We start from the raw sequence: 18,851 nt of genomic DNA on the forward strand, positions 1-18,851 counted from the left end.
TGCGTATGAACGGCGCGCAGGCCATGGTGCGGACGTTGGCGGAGGCCGGCGTCGGGGTGTGGTTCGCCAATCCGGGTACGTCCGAGCTGCATCTGGTGGCGGCGCTGGACGGCGAGCCGCGTGCGAGGGGCGTGCTGTGCCTGTTCGAGGGCGTCGCGACGGGTGCGGCCGACGGGTACGGGCGGATGGCGCCCGATCCGGCCGCCGTGCTGCTGCACCTCGGGCCGGGGCTCGGGAACGGGCTCGCGAACCTGCACAACGCGCGGCGGGCCGGGACGCCGGTCGTGACCGTCATCGGCGACCACGCGACGAGCCATGAGCGGTTCGACGCGCCGCTCCAGTCGGACATCGCGGCGGTGGCCGGGTCGGTGTCGGCCTGGATGCGGCGCCCGGTGGACGTGGCCGAGGCGGGCAAGGCGGCGGCCGAGGCCGTCGCGGCGGCGCGGGCCGCGGGCGTCGCCACCCTGGTGGTGCCCGCCGACGTCGCCTGGTCGGAGGGCGGCGACGTGGCGGTGGAGCCGCCCGCCCTTGCCCGCGAGCCGGTGGCGGAGGGCGCGCTCGAACCGGCCGCCGCCGCGCTCGCGAGCGGCGAACCCTGCGTCGTGCTGATCGGCGGCGACGCGACCCGGCGCGGCGGGCTGGAGGCCGCCGGGCGGATCGCGGCGGCGACCGGGGCGCGGGTGCTGTGCGAGACGTTCCCGGCGCGGCTGGAGCGGGGCGCCGGGCTCCCGGCGGTGGAGCGGCTCGCCTACCTGGGCGAGATGGCGGCGGCGCAGCTCGACGGCGCCCGGCACATCATCCTGGCGGGCGCGCGGCGTCCCGTGACGTTCTTCGCCTACCCCGGCAAGCCGGGCGACCTGGTACCGGACGGCTGCCAGGTGCACGACCTCGGCGCGGACGCGCTGGGCCCGCTCGCCGACGCGGTCGGCGGGGACGCGGTTCCGGCGCTGCAGGTGGCGGCGCGGCCGGACGTCCCGACCGGGGCGCTCACCGGGGAGAGCGCCGCCGCCGTCATCGGCGCGCTGCTGCCCGAGGGCGCGATCGTGTCGGACGAGGCCAACACGTCCGGGCTGTGGCTCCCGGGCGCCACCGCCGGCGCGCCGCCGCACGACTGGCTGTCGCTGACCGGCGGTGCGATCGGGCAGGGCCTGCCCGTCGCGACCGGCGCCGCGATCGCCTGCCCGGACCGCCCGGTCGTCTGCATGGAGGCCGACGGCAGCGCCATGTACACGCTGTCCGCGCTGTGGACGCAGGCCCGCGAGGGGCTCGACGTCACGACCGTCGTGTTCAACAACGGCTCGTACGCGATCCTGTCGATGGAGACGACGCGGGTCGGCGCCGTCCCCGCGCCGCCCGAGGAGGGGACCATCACGCGGGACATGGTCGACCTGTCGCGGCCGGCCCTCGATTTCGTCGCGCTGGCGTCCGGGATGGGCGTGCCGGCGTCCCGCGCGCACACGGCCGAGGAACTCGCCGACCAGTTCGGCAAGGCGCTCGCCGAACCGGGCCCGCACCTCATCGAGGCGGTCGTCCCACCCCTGGGCTAATTCCGCGTTGACCTGCGGCGTGTTGTTGTTATCCGCCTTGCCATAACAACAACACGCCGCAGGTCAACGCATTGCGAGGCGGCGGAACATGCGGCGCTGGCTCCGGTAGAGGCCGGGGAACTCCCGGTAGAGGCGCTCGTACTCCGCCCCGGCAGTGGCGTCGGGGCGGAAGACGCGGTCGACGCGGGTCCGGACGTCCTCGCGGCGGACGGCGCCCAGCGACAGCGCGGCGAAGACCGCCTGGCCGCGCAGCGTCGCGTTGATCGGGTCCTCGACCCGTTCGACGGTGCGGCCGAGCACGTCCGCGTGGATCCGGCACCACAGGTCGGACCGGGCGCCGCCGCCGATCATCCGGACCGGGTCGAGGCGCCGCCCGGCGAACCGCTCGACCGCCTCGTGCAGCCACCGGCTGTTGTAGGCGACGCCCTCCAGCACCGCGCGGACGAGGTCGTCCTGCGTGGTGGTGAGCGACAGGTTGTGGAAGCCGGCGCGGGCGTCGCGGTCGTCCACCGGGGACCGCTCGCCGTCCAGCCAGGGGGTGAAGATGACGCCGTGGCTGCCCGGCGGGACGGCGGCGGCGCGGGCCACCAGGCGCTCGTAGTCGGAGTCGCCGGTGGCGGACGCGCCGAGCACGGTCTCGTTCAGCCATTGCAGGCACCGGCCGCCGGTCTCGTGGTTGTCGGCGACGACGTAAGAGCCCGCCGCCAGCCCCGGCACGCTGGCGATGGAGCGCAGCACGTCGGTCTTCTTGAACGGCACCGACAGCCCGATCCAGGATGTCGTGCTGATCGCGAGATGGGCCTGGAAGTCGTCCAGCGTCCCGGCGCCGCAGACCGCCGCGTGCAGGTCGGGCAGGCCGGTGACCACCGGCAGGCCCTCCGGCACGCCGAGTTCGCCCGCCGCCCGGGCGGAGACGGTGCCGACCACCGAGCCGATGGGGCGCAGCGGCGGGAGCCTGCCGGTGTCGATCCCGGCGCGGCGGGCCAGTCCGCCGTCGTAGCGCAGGACGTCCGGGCGCCGGTTGTCGGTCAGCCACGCCGCCGTCATGGACGCGTGCGTGGCGGCCGGGACGCCGGTCATCCGCATCGTCAGGTAGTCCACGGGCTCCAGGAACCAGCGCGCCGCCGCGTACACGTCCGGCATCTCGTGCCGCAGGAACAGCAGGTGCCCGATCGGGTCGGCGCCCGACGGCGACGGGGCCCCGCCCGTCCGCCGCACCCAGGCGAGGGCGTTGCGCGGCGCGAACCCGGCGACCGGCCCCGCGATGACGTCCCGGGAGTAGGGCGCGCCGCGCGTGTCGTCGTACAGCAGGCAGTCGCCGACGGGACGGCCCTCGGCGTCCACCGGCACGGTGCTGGCCCACTGCCCGGTGCAGGACGCGGCGACGACCTGCTCCGGCCGGACGCCTCCGGCGGCCATGGCCTTCCGGGCGGCCTCGGTGAGCAGCCGCCACCACTCCTCCGCGTCCTGCGTGGACGCGCCGCCGCCCGGCCGGCGGGTGGTGAGCAGGGCGAACTCGCAGCTGAGGATCTCGCCGGTCAGCGAGACCAGGCCGGCCTTCAGCCCGGTCGAGCCGAGGTCGGCGGTGAGGACGCAGCGCTCGCGCGGCGCGGACATGCCCCTGCCCCGCCTCGTCAGCGGGCGGACGGCGGCAGCGACTGCTGGGTGTCGAGCATTCCGGCCATGACCTGCCGGATGAAGTCGTCCGCCTCATGGGTGAGCCCGCCCGGCACTCCCCCGTACACCGCGCCCGACATGGGCGCCTCCCCCGCCTTCTCCTGCTTCAGTGCGTATTCGACGGCTTCGGCGAGGTCGGCGGCGAAGGCCTCCGCGACGCCCGGCCGGGTCTGCGGCCGGGTCACCGCCATATGGACGGCGTTCGGGTACTGCTGCCCGTTGAGCCGCCAGCCGCGTCCCGCCATGGAGTCGTACACGTGGTAGATGTCGAACTCGTCCGAAGTGAAGCTGAACAGGAACGTCGGCTCGCCCAGCACCCGCAGTTCCGGGTGCGACCGGACCGCGCCGATCATCCGGCGGGCCGTCTCGAAGATCCGCGCGGCGTGGCGCCGGTACCCCGAGCGCCCGAGCCTGACCATCCCGGCCCAGGTGGCCGCGAGCAGGCCGCCCGACCGCGAGCCCTCGATGCCCGGCGAGAGGTACTTCCCGCCGCTCCATCCCGTGTCGAGGAAGTAGAGCGCGTTGCGCAGCGCGCCGTCGCGGAACAGCAGCGTGGACGTGCCCTTCAGCCCGTACCCGTACTTGTGGGTGTCGGCGGAGATGCTGGTGACGCCCGGCAGCCGGAAGTCGAACACCGGGACGTCCAGGCCCAGTTCCTCACCGAACGGGAGGATGAACCCGCCAAGGCAGGCGTCCACGTGCAGGCCGACGCCCCGGGACAGGGCCAGTTCGGACAGCTCCGCGATCGGGTCGATCGTCCCGTAGCCGTAGTTGCCGGCCGAGCCGACCAGCGCGACCGTGTCCGCGTCGATGAGGTCCGCCGCGGCGTCGACGTCCACCAGGGTCGTGCGCGGGTCGACCGGCGCCCGCCGCACCTCGATGCCGAACAGGTGCCCGGCCTTGTCGAACGCGGGATGCGCGGTCTCGGGCTTGACGATGTTCGGCCGTTCCAGGCCGGCGGCGTCGCGGTAGGCGAGCATCGCGTGCAGGATGCTGCCGGTGCCGCCGGTCGTGACGATCCCGGCAGGCTCCGTCCCGGTGACGGCGCCGGCGTGCATGAGGTCGAGGGTCATGGCGAGGATCTCGCCCTCGAACTTCGTCGCGCTGGGGAACATGTCCCGCTGCAGGACGTTCGCGTGGCCGAACAGCCCGTACGTCTCCGCCATGAAGGCGTAGTGGCGGTGGTCGCCGCAGTAGACCGTCCCGGACGCCTTGCCGGTCTCCCAGAAGGCGTCCTCCGCGCCCGCCATCTCCCGCAGTTCGGCGAGGATCTCCTCCGGGGGCCGGCCGTCCTCGGGGAGCCGCTCGTGGACCTCGAACCGGTCGGCGTAGGGGTAGTCCGTCACGTTTCCCGCCCTCCGTGCCCGCGCGTCCGCCTCGGCACGGCGCGCCGTGCCCACGATCGTCGGCCGGACGGAAACGCGAAGGTAGGGGCTTTCGTCCCCCCGGCCGGTGCCGTTCGGCCCGGCCGGAGGGACGCCGTGACGCGGGACGCCGTGACGCGGGAGGGTCAGACGCCGAGGCCGCGGCCGATGATCTCCTTCATGATCTCGGTGGTGCCGCCGAAGATCGTCTGGATGCGGACGTCCTGGTACGCCTTCGCGATCGGGTACTCGGTCATGTAGCCGTAGCCGCCGTGGAGCTGGACGCAGCGGTCGACGACCCGCTTGAGCAGCTCGGTGTTCCACCACTTGAGCATCGCGGCCTCGTCGGCGGTGAGCTCCCCCTCGCTCTCCTTGAGGATGCACTCGTCGGTGAACGAGCGGGCGATGGTCAGCTCGGTCTTCATCTCGGCGAGCGTGAAGCGGTTGTGCTGGAACTTGCCGATCGGGCGGCCGAACGCCTCGCGCGTCTTGCAGTACTCGAGGGTCTGCGCGAACGCGTCCTCGGCGGCGGCCATCGCGGTCGCGCCGATGGACAGCCGCTCGCGGGCGAGGTTCGTCATCAGGTAGATGAAGCCCATGCCCTCCTCGCCGAGGAGGTTCGCCTTCGGGACGCGGACGTTGTCGAAGAACAGCTCGGCGGTGTCCTGCGCGTGCATGCCGACCTTGTCGAGGTTGCGGCCGCGCTCGAAGCCGGCCATCCCGCGCTCGACGGCGAGGAGGCTGACGCCCTTGGCCCCGGCGGACGGGTCGGTCTTCGCGACGACGATGACGAGGTCGGCGAGGATGCCGTTGGAGATGAACGTCTTCGACCCGTTCAGGACGTAGTCGTCGCCGTCCTTGACCGCGGTGGTCTTGATGCCCTGCAGGTCGGAGCCGGCGGCGGGCTCGGTCATCGCGATCGCGGTGATGATCTCACCGGAGCAGTAGCCGGGGAACCAGCGCCGCTTCTGCTCCTCCGTGCAGAGCTGGCGCAGGTAGCCGCCGTTGATGTCGTTGTGGACGGCGAAGCCGGGGCCGTGGACGCCGGCCTTCGCCAGCTCCTCGTTGAAGATGACGTAGTAGCGGTAGTCGTCGTTGCCGCCGCCCCCGTACTCCTCCGGCATGTCGATGCCGAGCAGGCCCGCGCGCCCCGCCGCCAGCCACACCTCGCGCGAGACGATGCCGTCCTTCTCCCACTGCTCGTGGTGGGGCGCGGCCTCCTTCGCGATGAAGGAGCGCACCATGTCGCGGAAGGCGTCGTGCTCGCCCGTGTAGATGTCCCGTCCCATCCGGCGGTCTCCCTCATGTAAGTACGTGCTGATACAGAGTTAATGTAACACTGGTGCTGTCACATAGAGGGAGGCGGGATGGAGCTCACCGTCGACGAGCTGGCCTCGCGCGCCGGGGTCACCGTCCGGACCGTGCGGTTCTACGCCGGGCGCGGCCTGCTCCCGCCCCCCAGGCTGCGCGGGCGCACCGGGCTCTACGGCCCCGATCACCTCGCGCGGCTCGAACTCGTCCGGGAGCTCCAGTCGCTCGGCCTGACGCTCGCCTCCATCGAGAAGCACCTGCAGAGGATTCCCGTGGACGCGCCGGCCGAAGACCTCGCGCTGCAGCGGGCGCTGCTGTCGCCGTGGGCGCCGGAGCAGCCCGAGGACCTCGACCGGGCCGAACTCGACCGGCGGGCCGGGCGGCACCTCGACGACGAGACGATCAAGCGGCTGGAGGCCCTCGGCGTCGTCGAGCGGGTGGCCGGCGACGTCATCCGGGTCGTCAGCCCGGCGCTGCTCGGCATCAGCGCCGAACTGGCCGAGCTGCCGATGCCGCTGGACACGCTGATCGCGTCCCATGAGGCCGTCGACCGGCACACGACCGCGCTGGCCGCCGAGCTCCAGCAGGTCTTCCAGGACACCGTCGTCCGCCCCTACCGGGAGGGCGGGCGGTCGCCGCAGGAGCGCGAGCGGCTCATGGAGATGGCGGGGAAGCTCAAGCCGCTGATGATCCAGTCGCTGGTGACGTCGTTCCAGCGGGCCGTCGACAAGGCCATCCGCCGGTCCGTGCCGGACTGACCCGCCTGGCGCGGCGATGCCGGCCCGCGAACGTGGACGCCTCCGGGCCGGCCTGCCCGCCCTCCCCGGGGACCGGGGACCAGGGATCAGGCGCGCTGGGCGGCGGTGTGGTTGAGCCCCTCGCGGACCTGGCGAGCGAGGGTGACCGGGTCGCCGACCTTGAACATGTGGGAGAAGAACAGCTGCGGGTGCTCCGCGGTCTCCTGGTTGTAGAGGCATCCGACCTGCCAGCGGTGGCGGCGCATGGTCCTCATGACCGGCTGCACCTCCCCGGAGGTCATCGAGAAGTCGGGCACCACGGCCGCCATCCCCTTGCCGACCGGCTGGAACTGCACGTTGGTGGACACGCCCAGGTCCGGGTCGACGCGGATGCCGCCGAGGCGGATCTTGTCGGTGCGCCGCACGGTCACGGTGACGATCCCGTTCTCGCCGACCATGGCGTCCCCGCCGAGGATCTTGCCCAGCCGCTCCGCCGGAAGCGGGGTCTCGGGGTGCTTCGGCAGGGTCTGCGGCAGCGGGGTGGAGGTGTCGCGGCGGATGACGTCGTGGATGGCCCCGGCCAGCTTGCGCGGGTCGCCCACCGCCCTGAAGTGCGTGAACCAGACCATCGGCTCGAGATCGTAGAGGTGCTGGTGCTGGGCCTGGAAGACGATGCCGTGGGCGAGATACCCGTCGATGACCCGCTGGATCTCCTGCGGGCGCAGCGCCAGGTCGCCGTTCATGATCGCCCTGTTCCGGCCGATCGACTGGAAGAACACCTCGTGCTGGATCTGGAAGCCGTCCTCGAACCGCACCCGCGGCTGCCCGCCGGTGACCTTCAGGTCCTTGCGGTCGATGTCGATCTCGAGGACCCCGCTCTTGCTCACGGTCCCCTCGGCCTGCATGATCCTCTCGATCTCCTTGACCGGGAGCCGCCCGGTATCCGCGGCGTTGGCCGGCGCACCCGCCGTGGTCAGCCCCACGATGAGGGGGACGGACGCCAGAAGGCCGCCCCACGCCCGGCGCCGCGCGCCACCTGTCAGGAAACCTGTCACTGAATCCTCCTTCGGGTCTTGCTTCGCCCCCTTCCCGGAGCCGGGTCGCACAAATCCGAAGAGTAGTCAAGTGTTCACTCAGAGTAGCCAAGCCTCGACGTTGCGGACTATGCCGCGAATCGGAGGCCGGCCGGTCAGGCGTTCTTCCACTCCTCGCCCTCGTACTCGACGAGGCGCGGGTGGACGAGCGTGTTGACCTCGACGTCCCGGTGCCGCCGGTCCTTGGGGAACACCGTCGACGCCTGCAGCACCCCGCTGTCGAGGAAGCGGAGGTCGGGGACGTTGGGCGCGAGCTTGAGCGCGGGCGCCTTCTTGCCGGGGGACGCCAGGACGAACCCCCAGTCGCCGAAGCTCGGCACGTCCACGTGGTACGGCGACACCGCGAAACCGGCGGCGGCGATCGACTTCTCGATGCTCCAGAACGACTTGGGCGCGAAGTACGGCGACCCCGACTGGACGACCATCCGCCCACCGGGCGCGAGGGCCCGCTTCACCATCCCGTAGAACTCGACCGAGTACAGCTTGGCGGTGGACACGTCGTCCGGGTCGGGCATGTCCACGATGACCGCGTCGAACTGCCGGTCCAGGGCGCGCAGCCACGAGAACGCGTCGGCGGCGACCGTCGTCACGCGCGGGTCCTCGAACGAGCGGTGGTTCAGCGACACGATCGGCTTGTAGGTGCGGGCCAGGTGCAGCATCTCCGGGTCGAGTTCGACCAGCGTCGCGCTCTGGACGTCCTTGTAGCGCAGCACCTCGCGCAGCGCCAGCCCGTCCCCGCCGCCGAGGATCAGCACCCGGCCGTGCGGGCCCGACATCAGCGGGTGGACGAGCGACTCGTGGTAGCGGTACTCGTCCACCGACGAGAACTGCAGGTCGCCGTTGAGGAACAGCCGCAGGTCGGACGGTCCGAGCCCCACCTGCCGCGTGATCACGATCTCCTGGTACTTCGTGCGCTTGGAGACCGCGATCGGGTCGCTGTAGAGCGCCTGCCGCGCCGACACCTCGAAGCGGTCGGCCAGCGCGTACGTCCCGCCGAGGACGGCGAGGACCGCGACCATGCCGAGCGCCAGCGCAGCCCGCGCGACCCGCCCGACCTGGCGGCGGAACAGCCACAGCACGACCGCCATCCCGGCGACCGCGTTCACGGCGCCGACCAGCAGCGCGCCCTTGATGTGCCCGAACGCGGGCAGCAGCAGGAACGGGAACGCGAGCCCGCCGACCAGCGCGCCCACGTAGTCGGCGGCGAACAGGTCGGCGACCGCCGACCCCGCGTCCTGCTTGCGGATCCGCTGCAGCAGCGTCATCAGCAGCGGGATCTCCGCGCCGATCAGCGCGCCGACCGCGAACGACACCGCGACCAGCGCGGGGACGTACAGGTCGAGCCACGCGAACGCCGCGTACAGCGCGAGGACCGACACGCCGCCGATCAGCGCGAGCGCGCCCTCGACGACCGCGAACGCCACGACCGCGCGGCCCTGCAGCGGCTTCGCGGCGAGCGACCCGACGCCCATCGCGAAGACCATCACCGACAGGACGATCGACGCCTGCGTGACCGAGTTCCCGACGAGGTAGCTGCCGAGCGCGACCAGCGCCAGCTCGTACACCAGCCCGCACGCCGCGCACGTGAACACGGCCGCGAGGACGAGCGTGCGGGCGAGCCGGGCGGGAACGCGCGGCCTCCCCGGCCCGTCCGCGGGGGACGGCTCCGGGGAGGACGGCCGAGCGGCGTCGGCGACGGCCCGGCCGGTGTCGCGGGACGTCAGGAGACCGCCCCGGCCACGATCGCGGCGACGCCGAGGTCGGCCGCGGCGACGACCCACCCGGCCGGGTGGATGCCGGTCCCGCTCCCGGTGCCGTCCGCGCCGACGAGCGTCGCCCCGAGCTTGCCGGGCGTGATCACGTCCAGCAGGAAGAACGCGATGACCATCAGCACGATGCCGCACGCGCCGAACACGGCGGTGTCGATCAGCCCGTCGCGCAGGTCGTTGTCGCTGGTGACGATCGCCGTGAAGACGATGCCGCCGATGCCGAACAGCTTGACCGCGAGCAGCAGCGCGGCGCCGCGGTTGCCCTCGGTCCAGATCTGCTTGCCGAGCCGGCCGGGCGTCGTCACCTCCACCACCAGGTAGCCGAGCGCCATCAGCGCGATGCCGACCGCCCCGTAGGCGAACGTCGCGCCGACCTCGTTAAGGATGTCGTTCAATTGTCGCTCCTCATTTGCCCGAACCCGGGCCGCCGCCCCGGAACGACGCGGCGCCTCTGCTGTTCCATCCGTTGCTGCCGGGGCTCGCCCAGTACCCGCCGATGTGGGAGTAGTAGCGGTTGTAGCCGCGGCGGGGTTTGTCGACCGTGATCCGGCTGCCGGCGCCGTTCGGCAGGACGCCGACGACGAGCTTCGGGTAGCGCAGGAAGATGCCGCCCGCGGCCCCCTTGGTCGCCATGTCGTCCACCCGGTCGATCGGTTTGAACTTGCGGCTGATCTCCGAGGCGACCGTCCCGGGTGCCTTGGAGGACCGGTAGGTGTCCGCTCCCATCCGGGTGTATTTGTCGCCGATCCACGACGACTGCGACTGCCCGCAGGCGCCGAGCGCCACGGTGGTCAGGGCGGCAGCGGCCACCGCGCCCGCCGCCCGTCTCCTGCTGTTCATGAGGGTCTCACCAACCGGCTTCGCGTCATCACGATCTCCCGGGTCTGGGGGTAGGCGTGCCAGGTCCGCCAGCCGAACCCGGGTTCTTGCGTCTCTTCCAGGGCCAGTGCGGTGACGGCGTGCGGGGAGCCGGGGAACGCCCCGGTCAGCGCGTCACCGCGGTCCGCGAGCCGCGCGCACACGGCCTCGACGGCGCGGGCGAACGCCGTCCCGTCGCTGTGCGCGGCGGTCGTCGCGGCGAAGTCGTACGCCCAGCCGGGCACGTTCACGGCGGCGCGTCCCGGCAGCGGCTCGGCCCGGCCGGCCAGGCACGCCACCGTCTCGCTCAGCGGACCGGCGATGACCTGGTGGGACGCGCCGAGCAGGCGCATCTCCACGGTCAGGCCCGCCCGCTCCACCGGCAGGACGGCGAGGGCCGCCAGCGGCGGCAGCCCGAGCGCGAAGGAGAGCCCGTCGGCGCGCACGTCCGCGTAGGGGGTGTCGAGGGTCGCGCGCAACTCAGCTACCGCCACCCGGGTAGATCGTCATCGATCCGGTCGGGACGCGCTCGCCGAGGCCCGCCTCCCACTGGCCGCCGCCGTACTGCTCGAACGACAGGTACTTCCCGCGCGGGCCCTCGTAGTCGACGTACTCGACCCGTCCCTGGACGCCGACGCCGGTCGTGCCCTCGCTGGTGTAGTCGGCGGTCCCGTGCTCGTCGCGGCGGTACTCGACGCCGTCCACGACGATGGTCTTCTCACCGGGGGTGAGGTCGCCGATGTCGTGCTCGGTCCACCAGACGACTTCGAGGTCGGGGTCCTCCTCGACGGAGATCCACACCTTCTGGCCCTCGATGGTGTCGGCGTCGAGGAGGTGCTCGCTCCAGGTGAAGCCGCCCTCCTTCAGCCGCAGCGAACCGCGCACGAAGTAGCGGGTGCCGAGGTACTCGACCATGTCGCCGGCCTTGAGGGTGCGCGGGTCGCCCGCCACCGAGTCCTCCGGGGCGAACGGGTCGTGCGGTGCCGGCGGGGCAGCGGGCGCCGGGGCGTTCGAACGACGTCGCAGCAGGACGAGGATCAGCACGACCAATGCGACAAGAATCAGCGCGAGAAGGATGACAATCGCTGTTCCGCCCACGGACACCTCCATCGTTTCGTCGACAGCAAGGGCACAGACCAGCGGGATCCTACCGACTGTGGTGCCTCACGCCCATACCGCGATGAGACGTATCAAATGATCCACGGGTTTCATAGGTGTACCCGCGATCCGATGCAAGGCCGGAACCGGAGCCGCGCCGAAGCGGCGCGCGGGGCCGCGCGCGGGCGGGCCGGATCAGAGGCGGGCGGCGGCGGCGGCCACGCGGTCGTCCGTGGCGGTGAAGGCGATCCTGATGTGGCGGGCACCGGCCGGGCCGTAGAACTCGCCGGGGCCGACGAGGACGCCGAGGGAGGCGAGGTGGGCGACCGTGTCCCAGCACGGCTCGTCCCGCGTGGCCCACAGGTACAGGGACGCCTCGGAGTGGTCGATGCGGAAGCCGTGCCGCTCGAACGCCTCGCGCAGGGCGGCGCGGCGGCGCGCGTAGCGGGCGCGCTGCTCGTCCACGTGCGCGTCGTCGGCGAACGCGACCGTCATCGCGGCCTGCACCGGCGCCGGGACGATCATGCCGGCGTGCTTGCGGACCTCCAGCAGCCGCTTCACGATCGCGAGGTCACCGGTGACGAACCCGGCGCGGTAGCCCGCCATGTTGGAGCGCTTGGAGAGCGAGTTGACCGCGAGCAGGCCCTCGTGGGAGCCGTCGCAGACGTCCGGATGCAGGATCGAGATGGGCGGCTTGTCCTCGTCCCAGCCGAACTCCAGGTAGCACTCGTCGCTGACGACGATCGCGCCCCGGCCGCGCGCCCACGCGACGACCTTGCGCAGGTGCTCGGCGGGCAGCACCTTGCCGGTCGGGTTGGACGGCGAGTTCACCCAGACGATCTTCGGGTTGACCGGGCCGAGCGCGAGCAGCCCGTCCGTGGAGACGGGCGTGGCCCCGGCCAGCCGCGTGCCGACGTCGTAGGTCGGGTAGGCCAGTTCGGGGAAGACGACCTTGTCGCCGGGGCCGGCGCCGAGCAGCGTCGGCAGCCAGGCGACCAGTTCCTTGGTGCCGATGACGGGGAGCACCGCGTCCGGGTCGGCGCCGGACACGCCCGCGCGGCGGCGCAGCCAGCCCGCGACCGACTCGCGCAGCGCGGGCGTCCCGTAGGTCTGCGGGTAGCCGGGCGCGTCGGCCGCACCGGCGAGGGCCTCCCGGATCGGCGCGGGCGTCGGGTCGACGGGCGTCCCGACGGACAGGTCGACGATGCCGTCCGCGTGCGCGAGCGCCCGCTCCTTGTACGGGGCGAGCCGATCCCACGGAAAGTCCGGCAACGTGAACACTGTCCCTGCTCCTCCTCTGGAGACCCGGCGGGCCGCGGCCTTCCCGAACTCGGGGAGACCACGGCCCGGAAAATCGACGCGGGAGACCTCGGACGCGCCCGCGGGCGCGCCGTCCGGTCCCCCGGCTCAGTCGTCGTGGCTCAGTCGTCGTGGCTCTGCGGAGGCAGCGCGGCGACGATCGGGTGGTCCTTGTCGATCTTGCCGACCTTGGACGCACCGCCCGGCGAGCCGAGGTCGTCGAAGAACTCCACGTTCACCTTGTAGAAGTCCTTCCACTGGTCGGGGACGTCGTCCTCGTAGTAGATGGCCTCAACCGGGCAGACCGGCTCGCACGCACCGCAGTCGACGCACTCGTCCGGGTGGATGTAGAGCTGACGCTTCCCTTCGTAGATGCAGTCGACCGGGCACTCCTCGATGCATGCCTTGTCGAGCAGGTCCACGCAGGGCTGCGCAATGACGTAGGTCACGTCAGTGACTCCTCTCGGATTTCCGGCCCCGCCGCACGTCACGGCTCACCGCAAGCTCGCTGTGAATAGTATGGCCACCACGGCTCAGTCGATTCGACATGGGGGTCCTCACATGTCCGCCCGCTTCGCCGCGCGGCTGGTGGTGTCCATCAGTGGCGCGGACGTGGGCCAGCGGATCTCGCTGCGCCGCCGTCTGCCTACGGGAGAGTACAGCGACGTCGTCGGCGTACTCGAATCGTGGTCCGATAAGCGGCTTCTGGTGCGCCGGCGCGACGGCGAGCTGGTCGAGGTGCCCGAGGAGATCATGGTCGCGGCGAAGGTCGTCCCGCCGCAGCCGCCGCCGCGCCGCCGCCCCCGCCGGCAGGAGCCGGGGGACGGCTGACGCGGCCGGCCCGCTCCGCTCAGCCGGTGCTGGACGGCACCGGGCCGGACGGGGCGGGGCTGCCCGGCACGGCACTGCCCGGCGCGGGCCCGCTCGGCGCGGGGCGGCCGGACGGCGAGCCGCCCGATCCCGAGTCCGCGGGCGCGGGGCTGCCGGCACCCGGCCCGGCGGGCGAGCCGTAGGGCGGCGGTTCCGCCGTCACCTCGGTGGTCCGCTCGCTGTAGGTCTCGCCGGGTTTGAGGTCGCGGCCCTGGAACAGCTCCGACACCGTGACGAACGTGAACCCGCGCTTCTTCAGGCCGTCCACCACCTGCGGGATCGCCTCGACGCTCGTCTTGTGGATGTCGTGGAACAGGATGATGCCGCCGCTCTTCGGTTCCTTGGTCCCGACCCTGACGTCCCGGGCGACGTTGCGGTAGCGCCAGTCGAGCGTGTCGACGCTCCACAGGATCAGCGGCATCCCGATGATGCGTCCGACGTGCTTGTTCGTCGCCCCGTACGGCGGGCGCATCAGCGTCGGCTCCACCCCGCCGGACGCCTCCTTGATGGCCTTCTGCGTCCGCTCGATCTGCGACCGCACCTCCGCCGGCGACAGTGCGGTGAGCTGCGGGTGGGACCAGCTGTGGTCGGCCAGCTCATGGCCCTCCAGGGCCATCCGGCGCACCACGGCGCGATGGCTGCCGACGTTCTGGCCCAGCATGAAGAACGTGGCGCGCACGCCGTCCTTCTTCAGCGTGTCGAGCAGGCCCGCCGTGTACGGGCCGGGGCCGTCGTCGAAGGTGAGCGCGACGCACTTCACCCGGTCGCAGTCGATCCTCCGCGGCGGCGGCGGTGTCGGCGACCGGCTCGCCTGCGCCTTCTCGCCCAGCGCGGCTCGCTCCCCGGCCGTCCGCGCCTGCCGCTTGTCGGTGTGGCTGCATCCCGCGATGAGCAGGAGGCCGGCGCCGCCGATAATGGCGAATTTCCTGATCCGCACCACGCACCCCCGAACGTGTCGCTTTCGCGCCGCTAATACCCTGCGTCACGCTGAAGACACACGGCGCTGACATTCCGGATGCGTGAACTCTGTACGGAGATGCGGGTGAAGACGGGTGACCGTGCGGTGTCCCGCACGGCCACGCACGTCAGCGGAGGGGCCAGTCGGGGACTTCGGGCGGGAGGTCCTTGCTGACGCGCATCGGGAAGGCGGCGTCGCGCTTGTCCAGGAAGGACGACACGCCCTCGATCGCGTCGGCGGCGCCGCCGAGGGAGGCCATGAGGCGGGAGTCGGCGGCGTGCGCGTCCCACGGGGACGGGGCGGACAGGCCCGACCACATCAGCCGCCGGATCGCGGCGACCGACACGGCGGAGGTGTTGTCGGCGATCTCGCGGCCGAGGGCGTAGGCGGCGGGGAGCAGCTCGTCCGGCGCGTGGACGCGGGAGACCAGGCGGCCCGCGAGGGCCTCCTGCGCGTCGAAGACGCGGCCGGTCGCGGCCCACTCCATGGCCTGCGCGATGCCGACGAGGCGCGGCAGGAACCAGCTGGACGCGGCCTCGGTGACGATGCCGCGGCGCGCGAACACGAACCCGAACTTGGCCTTCTCGCTGGCGAGCCGGACGTCCATCGGGAGGGTCATGGTGACGCCGACGCCGACCGCGGCGCCGTTGAACGCGCCGATGACGGGCTTGAGGCAGCGTGCGATGCGCAGCGCCACCGTGCCGCCGCCGTCGCGCGGGGTGCCGTCCTCTAGGACGTCGTCCTCGCCGGCGAACATGTCCTTCGACTTCTCCTTGTCGAAGGTGTCGCCGCCGCCGCTCAGGTCGGCGCCCGCGCAGAACGCGCGGCCCGCGCCGGTCACCACGACCGCCCGCACCTCGTCGTCGGCGTCGATCCGGTCGAAGACGTCGAGCATCTCGTTGCGCATGGTGAACGTGTAGGCGTTCATCTTCTGCGGACGGTTCAGCGTGACGGTGGCGATCCCGTCGCGAACCTCGTACTCGATCTCCCTGTACGGCACGTCCGAACCCCTCTCCACTGGACAGAACCCGATTCTAGAACGAGTCTTCAGATGAGGGCTTCGGGGAAGAGGCGGAGCAGGACGTCCCGGCGCCACTCGGCCAGGTCGCGGCCGGGGCCGGGCGGCGGGACGGGCAGCAGCGCGCCGTCCGCCGCCGTGGTGAATTCGATCTCAATACCGGGGGCGATCTCGGCGGGCGGCTCGCCGGTGGCCGCGAGGCTCCGCGCCAGGGCGCCGAGGACGCGCGCCCAGCCGTCGCCCAGGTAGGGCGGCAGGGCCTCGGCGCGCAACTCCGGAAGGCCGCGCGCGGACAGCCCGATGGTGCGCAGGGTCAGGCCGTCCGGCCCCGCGGCGCCGACGATCCGGACCTCGGACGTGACGTCCGCCATGCGCAACACCGCCTCCCTACAGGACTTTCTCCGATAAATTATGACAGTGAACTGGGCCGTGACGACGTACGACTCCGCCTTCGGGTACGTCTCCGCGCACGGTGCGCCCCTGGTCGACCTGCTCGATCCGCAACCCGGCGAACGGGTCATCGACCTCGGGTGCGGCACCGGGACGTTCAGCGCGGAGATCGCAGAGCGGGGCGCCGAGGTGCTGGGCATCGACGGCAGCCCCGACATGGTCGCGCAGGCGACCGCCATGCATCCCGGGCTGTCCTTCATCGTCGGCGACGCCCACGACTTCACGGTCGGCGGGTCCTTCGACGCGGTCGCCTCCAACGCGGCCCTGCACTGGATGACCCGCGACCCCGACGCCGTCATCGGGCGCGTGCACGCCGCGCTGCGCCCCGGCGGCCGGTTCGTCGGCGAGCTCGGCGGCGCGGGTAACTGCGCCGAGCTGATCGTCGCGATGCAGACCGCGTGGCGCGTGTTCGGCCTCGGCGAGCCCGAGCTGCCCTGGTACTTCCCGTCCCCGGCCGCGTACGCGACCAAGCTGGAGGAGGCCGGGTTCACGCTGCGGCTGCTGGAGCACGCCGACCGGCCGACCCGGATGACCGAGGGCCCGAACGGCGCCGCCGACTGGGTCCGCGCCTACGCGGCGCGCGCGCTGGCCGACGTCCCGCCGGAACTGGTCGACCCGCTGCTCGACCGGGTCAACGACCTGGCCGCGCCGGCGCTGCGCCGCGAGTCCGGGTGGGTCGCCGACTACGTGCGGCTGCGGTTCGCCGCCGTCCGCCGCTCGGACGGCGCCGCCCCGACCCCGTTCGGCCCCCTGGCCGCCGACCGCCCCCTCTGACCCGCCGGGCCCGTCGGCGGCTCCGGCGCCTAGGGTGGAGGCATGCTGCGGTTGTACGACCATCGGACGGGCCGGGTGGAGCCCCTGCCGGCCGGGCCGGGCCTTCGGGTCCAGGTCCTTCCCGGCTCCGGGTACCGGACGCTGGTGGTCGCCGATCTGCTGCGGCGCGTCGTGCAGCGGTCGGGACGCCGCGTGCGGCTGGTGAGCACACCCCTCGCCGCGGGCGACGACTACACGGACTACGCCGTCGCGTCGGTCGAGGTGCTCGGCGAGCCGCTGGCGGACGCCGACGTCTACGTCACGGCCGGCGAGCCCGTGGCCGCGCTGTCCCTGGCCGTCCCCGCCGAGACCGGCGGGAGGCCGTCGGACGCGCTGACCGCACGGCTGGCGATGCTGGAGGTCCCGTACCGGGAGCCCGTGGAGTTGTCGGACGCGCGCCTGGCGGCCGCGGCCGAGCGGCTGGACGCGTGGCGCGGCAAGGTCGCCGAGTGGGCGACGTCCCCGGGCCGTCCCATGAGCCGGGAGTACGCGGACCAGGCGGACGCGGCGCTGGCGGACGACCTCGACACCCCGGGTGCCCTCGCCGTCCTCGACCGGCTCGCCGCCGACCCGGACGTGCCGCCGGGCGCGAAGCTGGAGACGTTCATCCACCTCGACATGCTGCTGGCGCTCGGGCTGGTGGCGGCGATCGGGAGCGCCTGACCGCGCGCCGGTCACGTGCCGGCTTGTACGTCGGTGAGCATCTCGCGGGCCTCTTCGATGGCACCTGTCCGGCAGGTGAACCGCACCGCGGGGTGACCCGGGCTTTCGCGGTCGCTGGGAGAAGCTAACTTCGTATGTCGTGTCGACCGAAGCCCCGGAATCACCGGCCCCGACGTCCCCCGAGCCGCCGGTCCGCGCGCGGCGCCGCCGCCGTGCCCGCCCGCTGATGGCGGCCTTCGTCGCGCTCGCCGTGCTGCTGTGCACGGCCGTGGGAGGGGTCGGCTGGTACTTCGCGGGCGTCGCGATCGAGGTCGACCACACCGCCGAGTACCCGCTGACCATCGCGGACACGGCGGACGGCACCGTCACGCTGCCCCGCGAGCCGGTGACGGAACGTCCCGGAACGTGGGCGCTTGTCTGGAAGGACGGGCGGGCCATGCTCGGCCCCGTCGTCGGCGGCGACCGTGACCACGTGGTGCGGAAGGTGACGTCGGTCGTTTCGGGTTCATTGCGGAAGGGCGCACCGGCGGCCATCGACCACTGGATGTACGACGGCGACCCCGAGAAGGCCGTGGGCCTGCCGTTCGAGGACGTCACCTATCCGTCCCGGGTAGGGCCGATGCCTGCGTGGCTGATTCCGGGGGCGTCCTACAAGGGGACGTGGGTCATCGCCGTCCACGGACGGAACGCGGACAAGGCGGAGACGTTCCGCGTCATGCGGCCCGTGCACGAGATGGGTCTGCCGATGCTGTCCATCGCGTACAGGAACGATGTGGGCGCGCCTTCGTCCGGCGACCGGAAGAACCATCTCGGCGACACGGAATGGCAGGACGTCATCTCCGCGATGGGCTACGCACGCGCACACGGCGCGACCGGTGTCGTCCTGTACGGGTGGTCGATGGGCGGCGCGATGGTCATGACGGCCCTGCGCAAGGACCCGTCGTTCGTGCGCGGCATCGTCCTCGACTCCCCCGTCCTGGACTGGAGCGCCACCCTCGACAAGCAGGGCGACGCCCGCAACCTGCCCGGCTTCATGACGGACGTGGCCAAGCAGGTCCTGGAATGGCGCATCGGCATCGACCTCACCGACTACGACCAGCGCCGCTTCGCCCCCCGGCTGCGTACGCCCGTCCTCCTTTTCACGACGCAGGACGACGCCACCGTCGCCAACGGCCCCGCCTACACCTTTGCCAGGACGGCGCCGCCCGGCATGGTCACGCACATCTCCACACCGGGCGACCACACCGAATCGTGGAACGTCGACCCGTCCGCCTACGAACGCAACCTTGAGTCCTTCTTGAAGAGGGTCGGTTAGCCGGCGCCGG

20 protein-coding genes are annotated in these 18,851 nt (G+C 72.4%); 6 read left to right on the forward strand and 14 right to left on the reverse strand.

Features of this window, described 5'->3' with window-relative positions:
• Positions 1 to 5 precede the first annotated feature (5 nt).
• The gene (locus tag E1284_RS01545; RefSeq protein ID WP_131936203.1) at positions 6 to 1,547 is read left to right on the forward strand and encodes an acetolactate synthase large subunit; all 1,542 of its coding nucleotides are present in this window, start codon (positions 6 to 8) and stop codon (positions 1,545 to 1,547) included.
• 63 nt (positions 1,548 to 1,610) lie between these two features.
• Here the strand turns inward: E1284_RS01545 and E1284_RS01550 are convergent, their stop codons facing one another.
• The 3 genes from E1284_RS01550 to E1284_RS01560 all read right to left on the reverse strand — a co-directional run bounded on the left by E1284_RS01550 (position 1,611) and on the right by E1284_RS01560 (position 5,877).
• Complete coding sequence (locus E1284_RS01550; protein WP_131936205.1) at positions 1,611 to 3,164, reverse strand: xylulokinase; 1,554 nt, start codon at positions 3,162 to 3,164, stop codon at positions 1,611 to 1,613.
• A gap of 17 nt (positions 3,165 to 3,181) precedes the next feature.
• Positions 3,182 to 4,570 carry a pyridoxal phosphate-dependent decarboxylase family protein gene (locus E1284_RS01555; protein ID WP_131936207.1) on the reverse strand — a complete coding sequence of 463 codons (1,389 nt, stop codon included), beginning with the start codon at positions 4,568 to 4,570 and terminating at the stop codon, positions 3,182 to 3,184.
• A 164-nt stretch (positions 4,571 to 4,734) separates the two neighbouring features.
• Complete coding sequence (locus E1284_RS01560) at positions 4,735 to 5,877, reverse strand: acyl-CoA dehydrogenase family protein (protein WP_131936209.1); 1,143 nt, start codon at positions 5,875 to 5,877, stop codon at positions 4,735 to 4,737.
• Between the two features lie 78 nt (positions 5,878 to 5,955).
• Here E1284_RS01560 and E1284_RS01565 point away from each other — a divergent pair, with 78 nt between their 5' ends.
• Entirely contained in the window at positions 5,956 to 6,657 is a 702-nt protein-coding gene (locus E1284_RS01565; RefSeq protein ID WP_131936211.1) for a MerR family transcriptional regulator, read from the forward strand.
• Between the two features lie 86 nt (positions 6,658 to 6,743).
• Here the strand turns inward: E1284_RS01565 and E1284_RS01570 are convergent, their stop codons facing one another.
• From E1284_RS01570 to fdxA, 8 genes are all read right to left on the reverse strand, one after another.
• Positions 6,744 to 7,691, reverse strand: coding sequence for a DUF1259 domain-containing protein (locus E1284_RS01570; protein ID WP_131936213.1), 948 nt, complete (start codon positions 7,689 to 7,691; stop codon positions 6,744 to 6,746).
• Positions 7,692 to 7,825: 134 nt separating this feature from the next.
• Positions 7,826 to 9,322 (reverse strand): polyamine aminopropyltransferase, encoded by a 1,497-nt coding sequence (locus E1284_RS01575; RefSeq protein ID WP_243714188.1) that lies wholly within the window; start codon positions 9,320 to 9,322, stop codon positions 7,826 to 7,828.
• 128 nt (positions 9,323 to 9,450) lie between these two features.
• Positions 9,451 to 9,894 carry a DUF350 domain-containing protein gene (locus E1284_RS01580; protein WP_131936215.1) on the reverse strand — a complete coding sequence of 148 codons (444 nt, stop codon included), beginning with the start codon at positions 9,892 to 9,894 and terminating at the stop codon, positions 9,451 to 9,453.
• 10 nt (positions 9,895 to 9,904) lie between these two features.
• On the reverse strand, positions 9,905 to 10,339 hold the full coding sequence (locus E1284_RS01585) for a DUF4247 domain-containing protein (RefSeq protein ID WP_131936217.1): 435 nt from the start codon (positions 10,337 to 10,339) through the stop codon (positions 9,905 to 9,907).
• The gene (locus tag E1284_RS01590; protein WP_243714189.1) at positions 10,336 to 10,851 is read right to left on the reverse strand and encodes a DUF2617 family protein; all 516 of its coding nucleotides are present in this window, start codon (positions 10,849 to 10,851) and stop codon (positions 10,336 to 10,338) included. Before E1284_RS01590 ends, E1284_RS01585 begins: the two co-directional genes overlap by 4 nt.
• A complete protein-coding gene (locus E1284_RS01595) occupies positions 10,838 to 11,455 on the reverse strand; it encodes a DUF4178 domain-containing protein (RefSeq protein WP_243714190.1) in 618 nt (205 codons plus the stop codon). The genes E1284_RS01590 and E1284_RS01595 overlap by 14 nt, the downstream gene beginning before the upstream one ends.
• 195 nt (positions 11,456 to 11,650) lie before the next feature.
• Complete coding sequence (gene dapC, locus E1284_RS01600) at positions 11,651 to 12,736, reverse strand: succinyldiaminopimelate transaminase (RefSeq protein WP_131936221.1); 1,086 nt, start codon at positions 12,734 to 12,736, stop codon at positions 11,651 to 11,653.
• Between the two features lie 140 nt (positions 12,737 to 12,876).
• Positions 12,877 to 13,203: a ferredoxin gene (fdxA, locus tag E1284_RS01605; RefSeq protein ID WP_067632891.1), complete on the reverse strand. Its 327-nt coding sequence runs from the start codon at positions 13,201 to 13,203 to the stop codon at positions 12,877 to 12,879.
• A 112-nt stretch (positions 13,204 to 13,315) separates the two neighbouring features.
• Here fdxA and E1284_RS01610 point away from each other — a divergent pair, with 112 nt between their 5' ends.
• Positions 13,316 to 13,585, forward strand: a complete 270-nt coding sequence (locus tag E1284_RS01610) for a putative acetyltransferase (RefSeq protein WP_131936223.1) — start codon at positions 13,316 to 13,318, stop codon at positions 13,583 to 13,585.
• Between the two features lie 19 nt (positions 13,586 to 13,604).
• Here E1284_RS01610 and E1284_RS01615 read toward each other — a convergent pair whose 3' ends face one another.
• From E1284_RS01615 to E1284_RS01625, 3 genes are all read right to left on the reverse strand, one after another.
• Entirely contained in the window at positions 13,605 to 14,561 is a 957-nt protein-coding gene (locus tag E1284_RS01615) for a polysaccharide deacetylase family protein (protein WP_243714191.1), read from the reverse strand.
• 148 nt (positions 14,562 to 14,709) lie between these two features.
• The gene (locus E1284_RS01620) at positions 14,710 to 15,582 is read right to left on the reverse strand and encodes a crotonase/enoyl-CoA hydratase family protein (protein ID WP_131936225.1); all 873 of its coding nucleotides are present in this window, start codon (positions 15,580 to 15,582) and stop codon (positions 14,710 to 14,712) included.
• A gap of 47 nt (positions 15,583 to 15,629) precedes the next feature.
• A complete protein-coding gene (locus tag E1284_RS01625) occupies positions 15,630 to 15,971 on the reverse strand; it encodes a hypothetical protein (RefSeq protein ID WP_131936227.1) in 342 nt (113 codons plus the stop codon).
• Between the two features lie 40 nt (positions 15,972 to 16,011).
• Here E1284_RS01625 and E1284_RS01630 point away from each other — a divergent pair, with 40 nt between their 5' ends.
• From E1284_RS01630 to E1284_RS01640, 3 genes are all read left to right on the forward strand, one after another.
• Positions 16,012 to 16,824: a class I SAM-dependent methyltransferase gene (locus E1284_RS01630; protein ID WP_131936229.1), complete on the forward strand. Its 813-nt coding sequence runs from the start codon at positions 16,012 to 16,014 to the stop codon at positions 16,822 to 16,824.
• A gap of 42 nt (positions 16,825 to 16,866) precedes the next feature.
• A complete protein-coding gene (locus tag E1284_RS01635) occupies positions 16,867 to 17,526 on the forward strand; it encodes a hypothetical protein (RefSeq protein WP_131936231.1) in 660 nt (219 codons plus the stop codon).
• Between the two features lie 139 nt (positions 17,527 to 17,665).
• Positions 17,666 to 18,841, forward strand: a complete 1,176-nt coding sequence (locus E1284_RS01640) for an alpha/beta hydrolase family protein (RefSeq protein ID WP_131936233.1) — start codon at positions 17,666 to 17,668, stop codon at positions 18,839 to 18,841.
• The last annotated feature ends 10 nt before the right edge of the window (positions 18,842 to 18,851 follow it).

It is taken from the genome of Actinomadura bangladeshensis, from assembly GCF_004348335.1.
GTDB classification, from domain to species: Bacteria; Actinomycetota; Actinomycetes; order Streptosporangiales; family Streptosporangiaceae; genus Spirillospora; species Spirillospora bangladeshensis.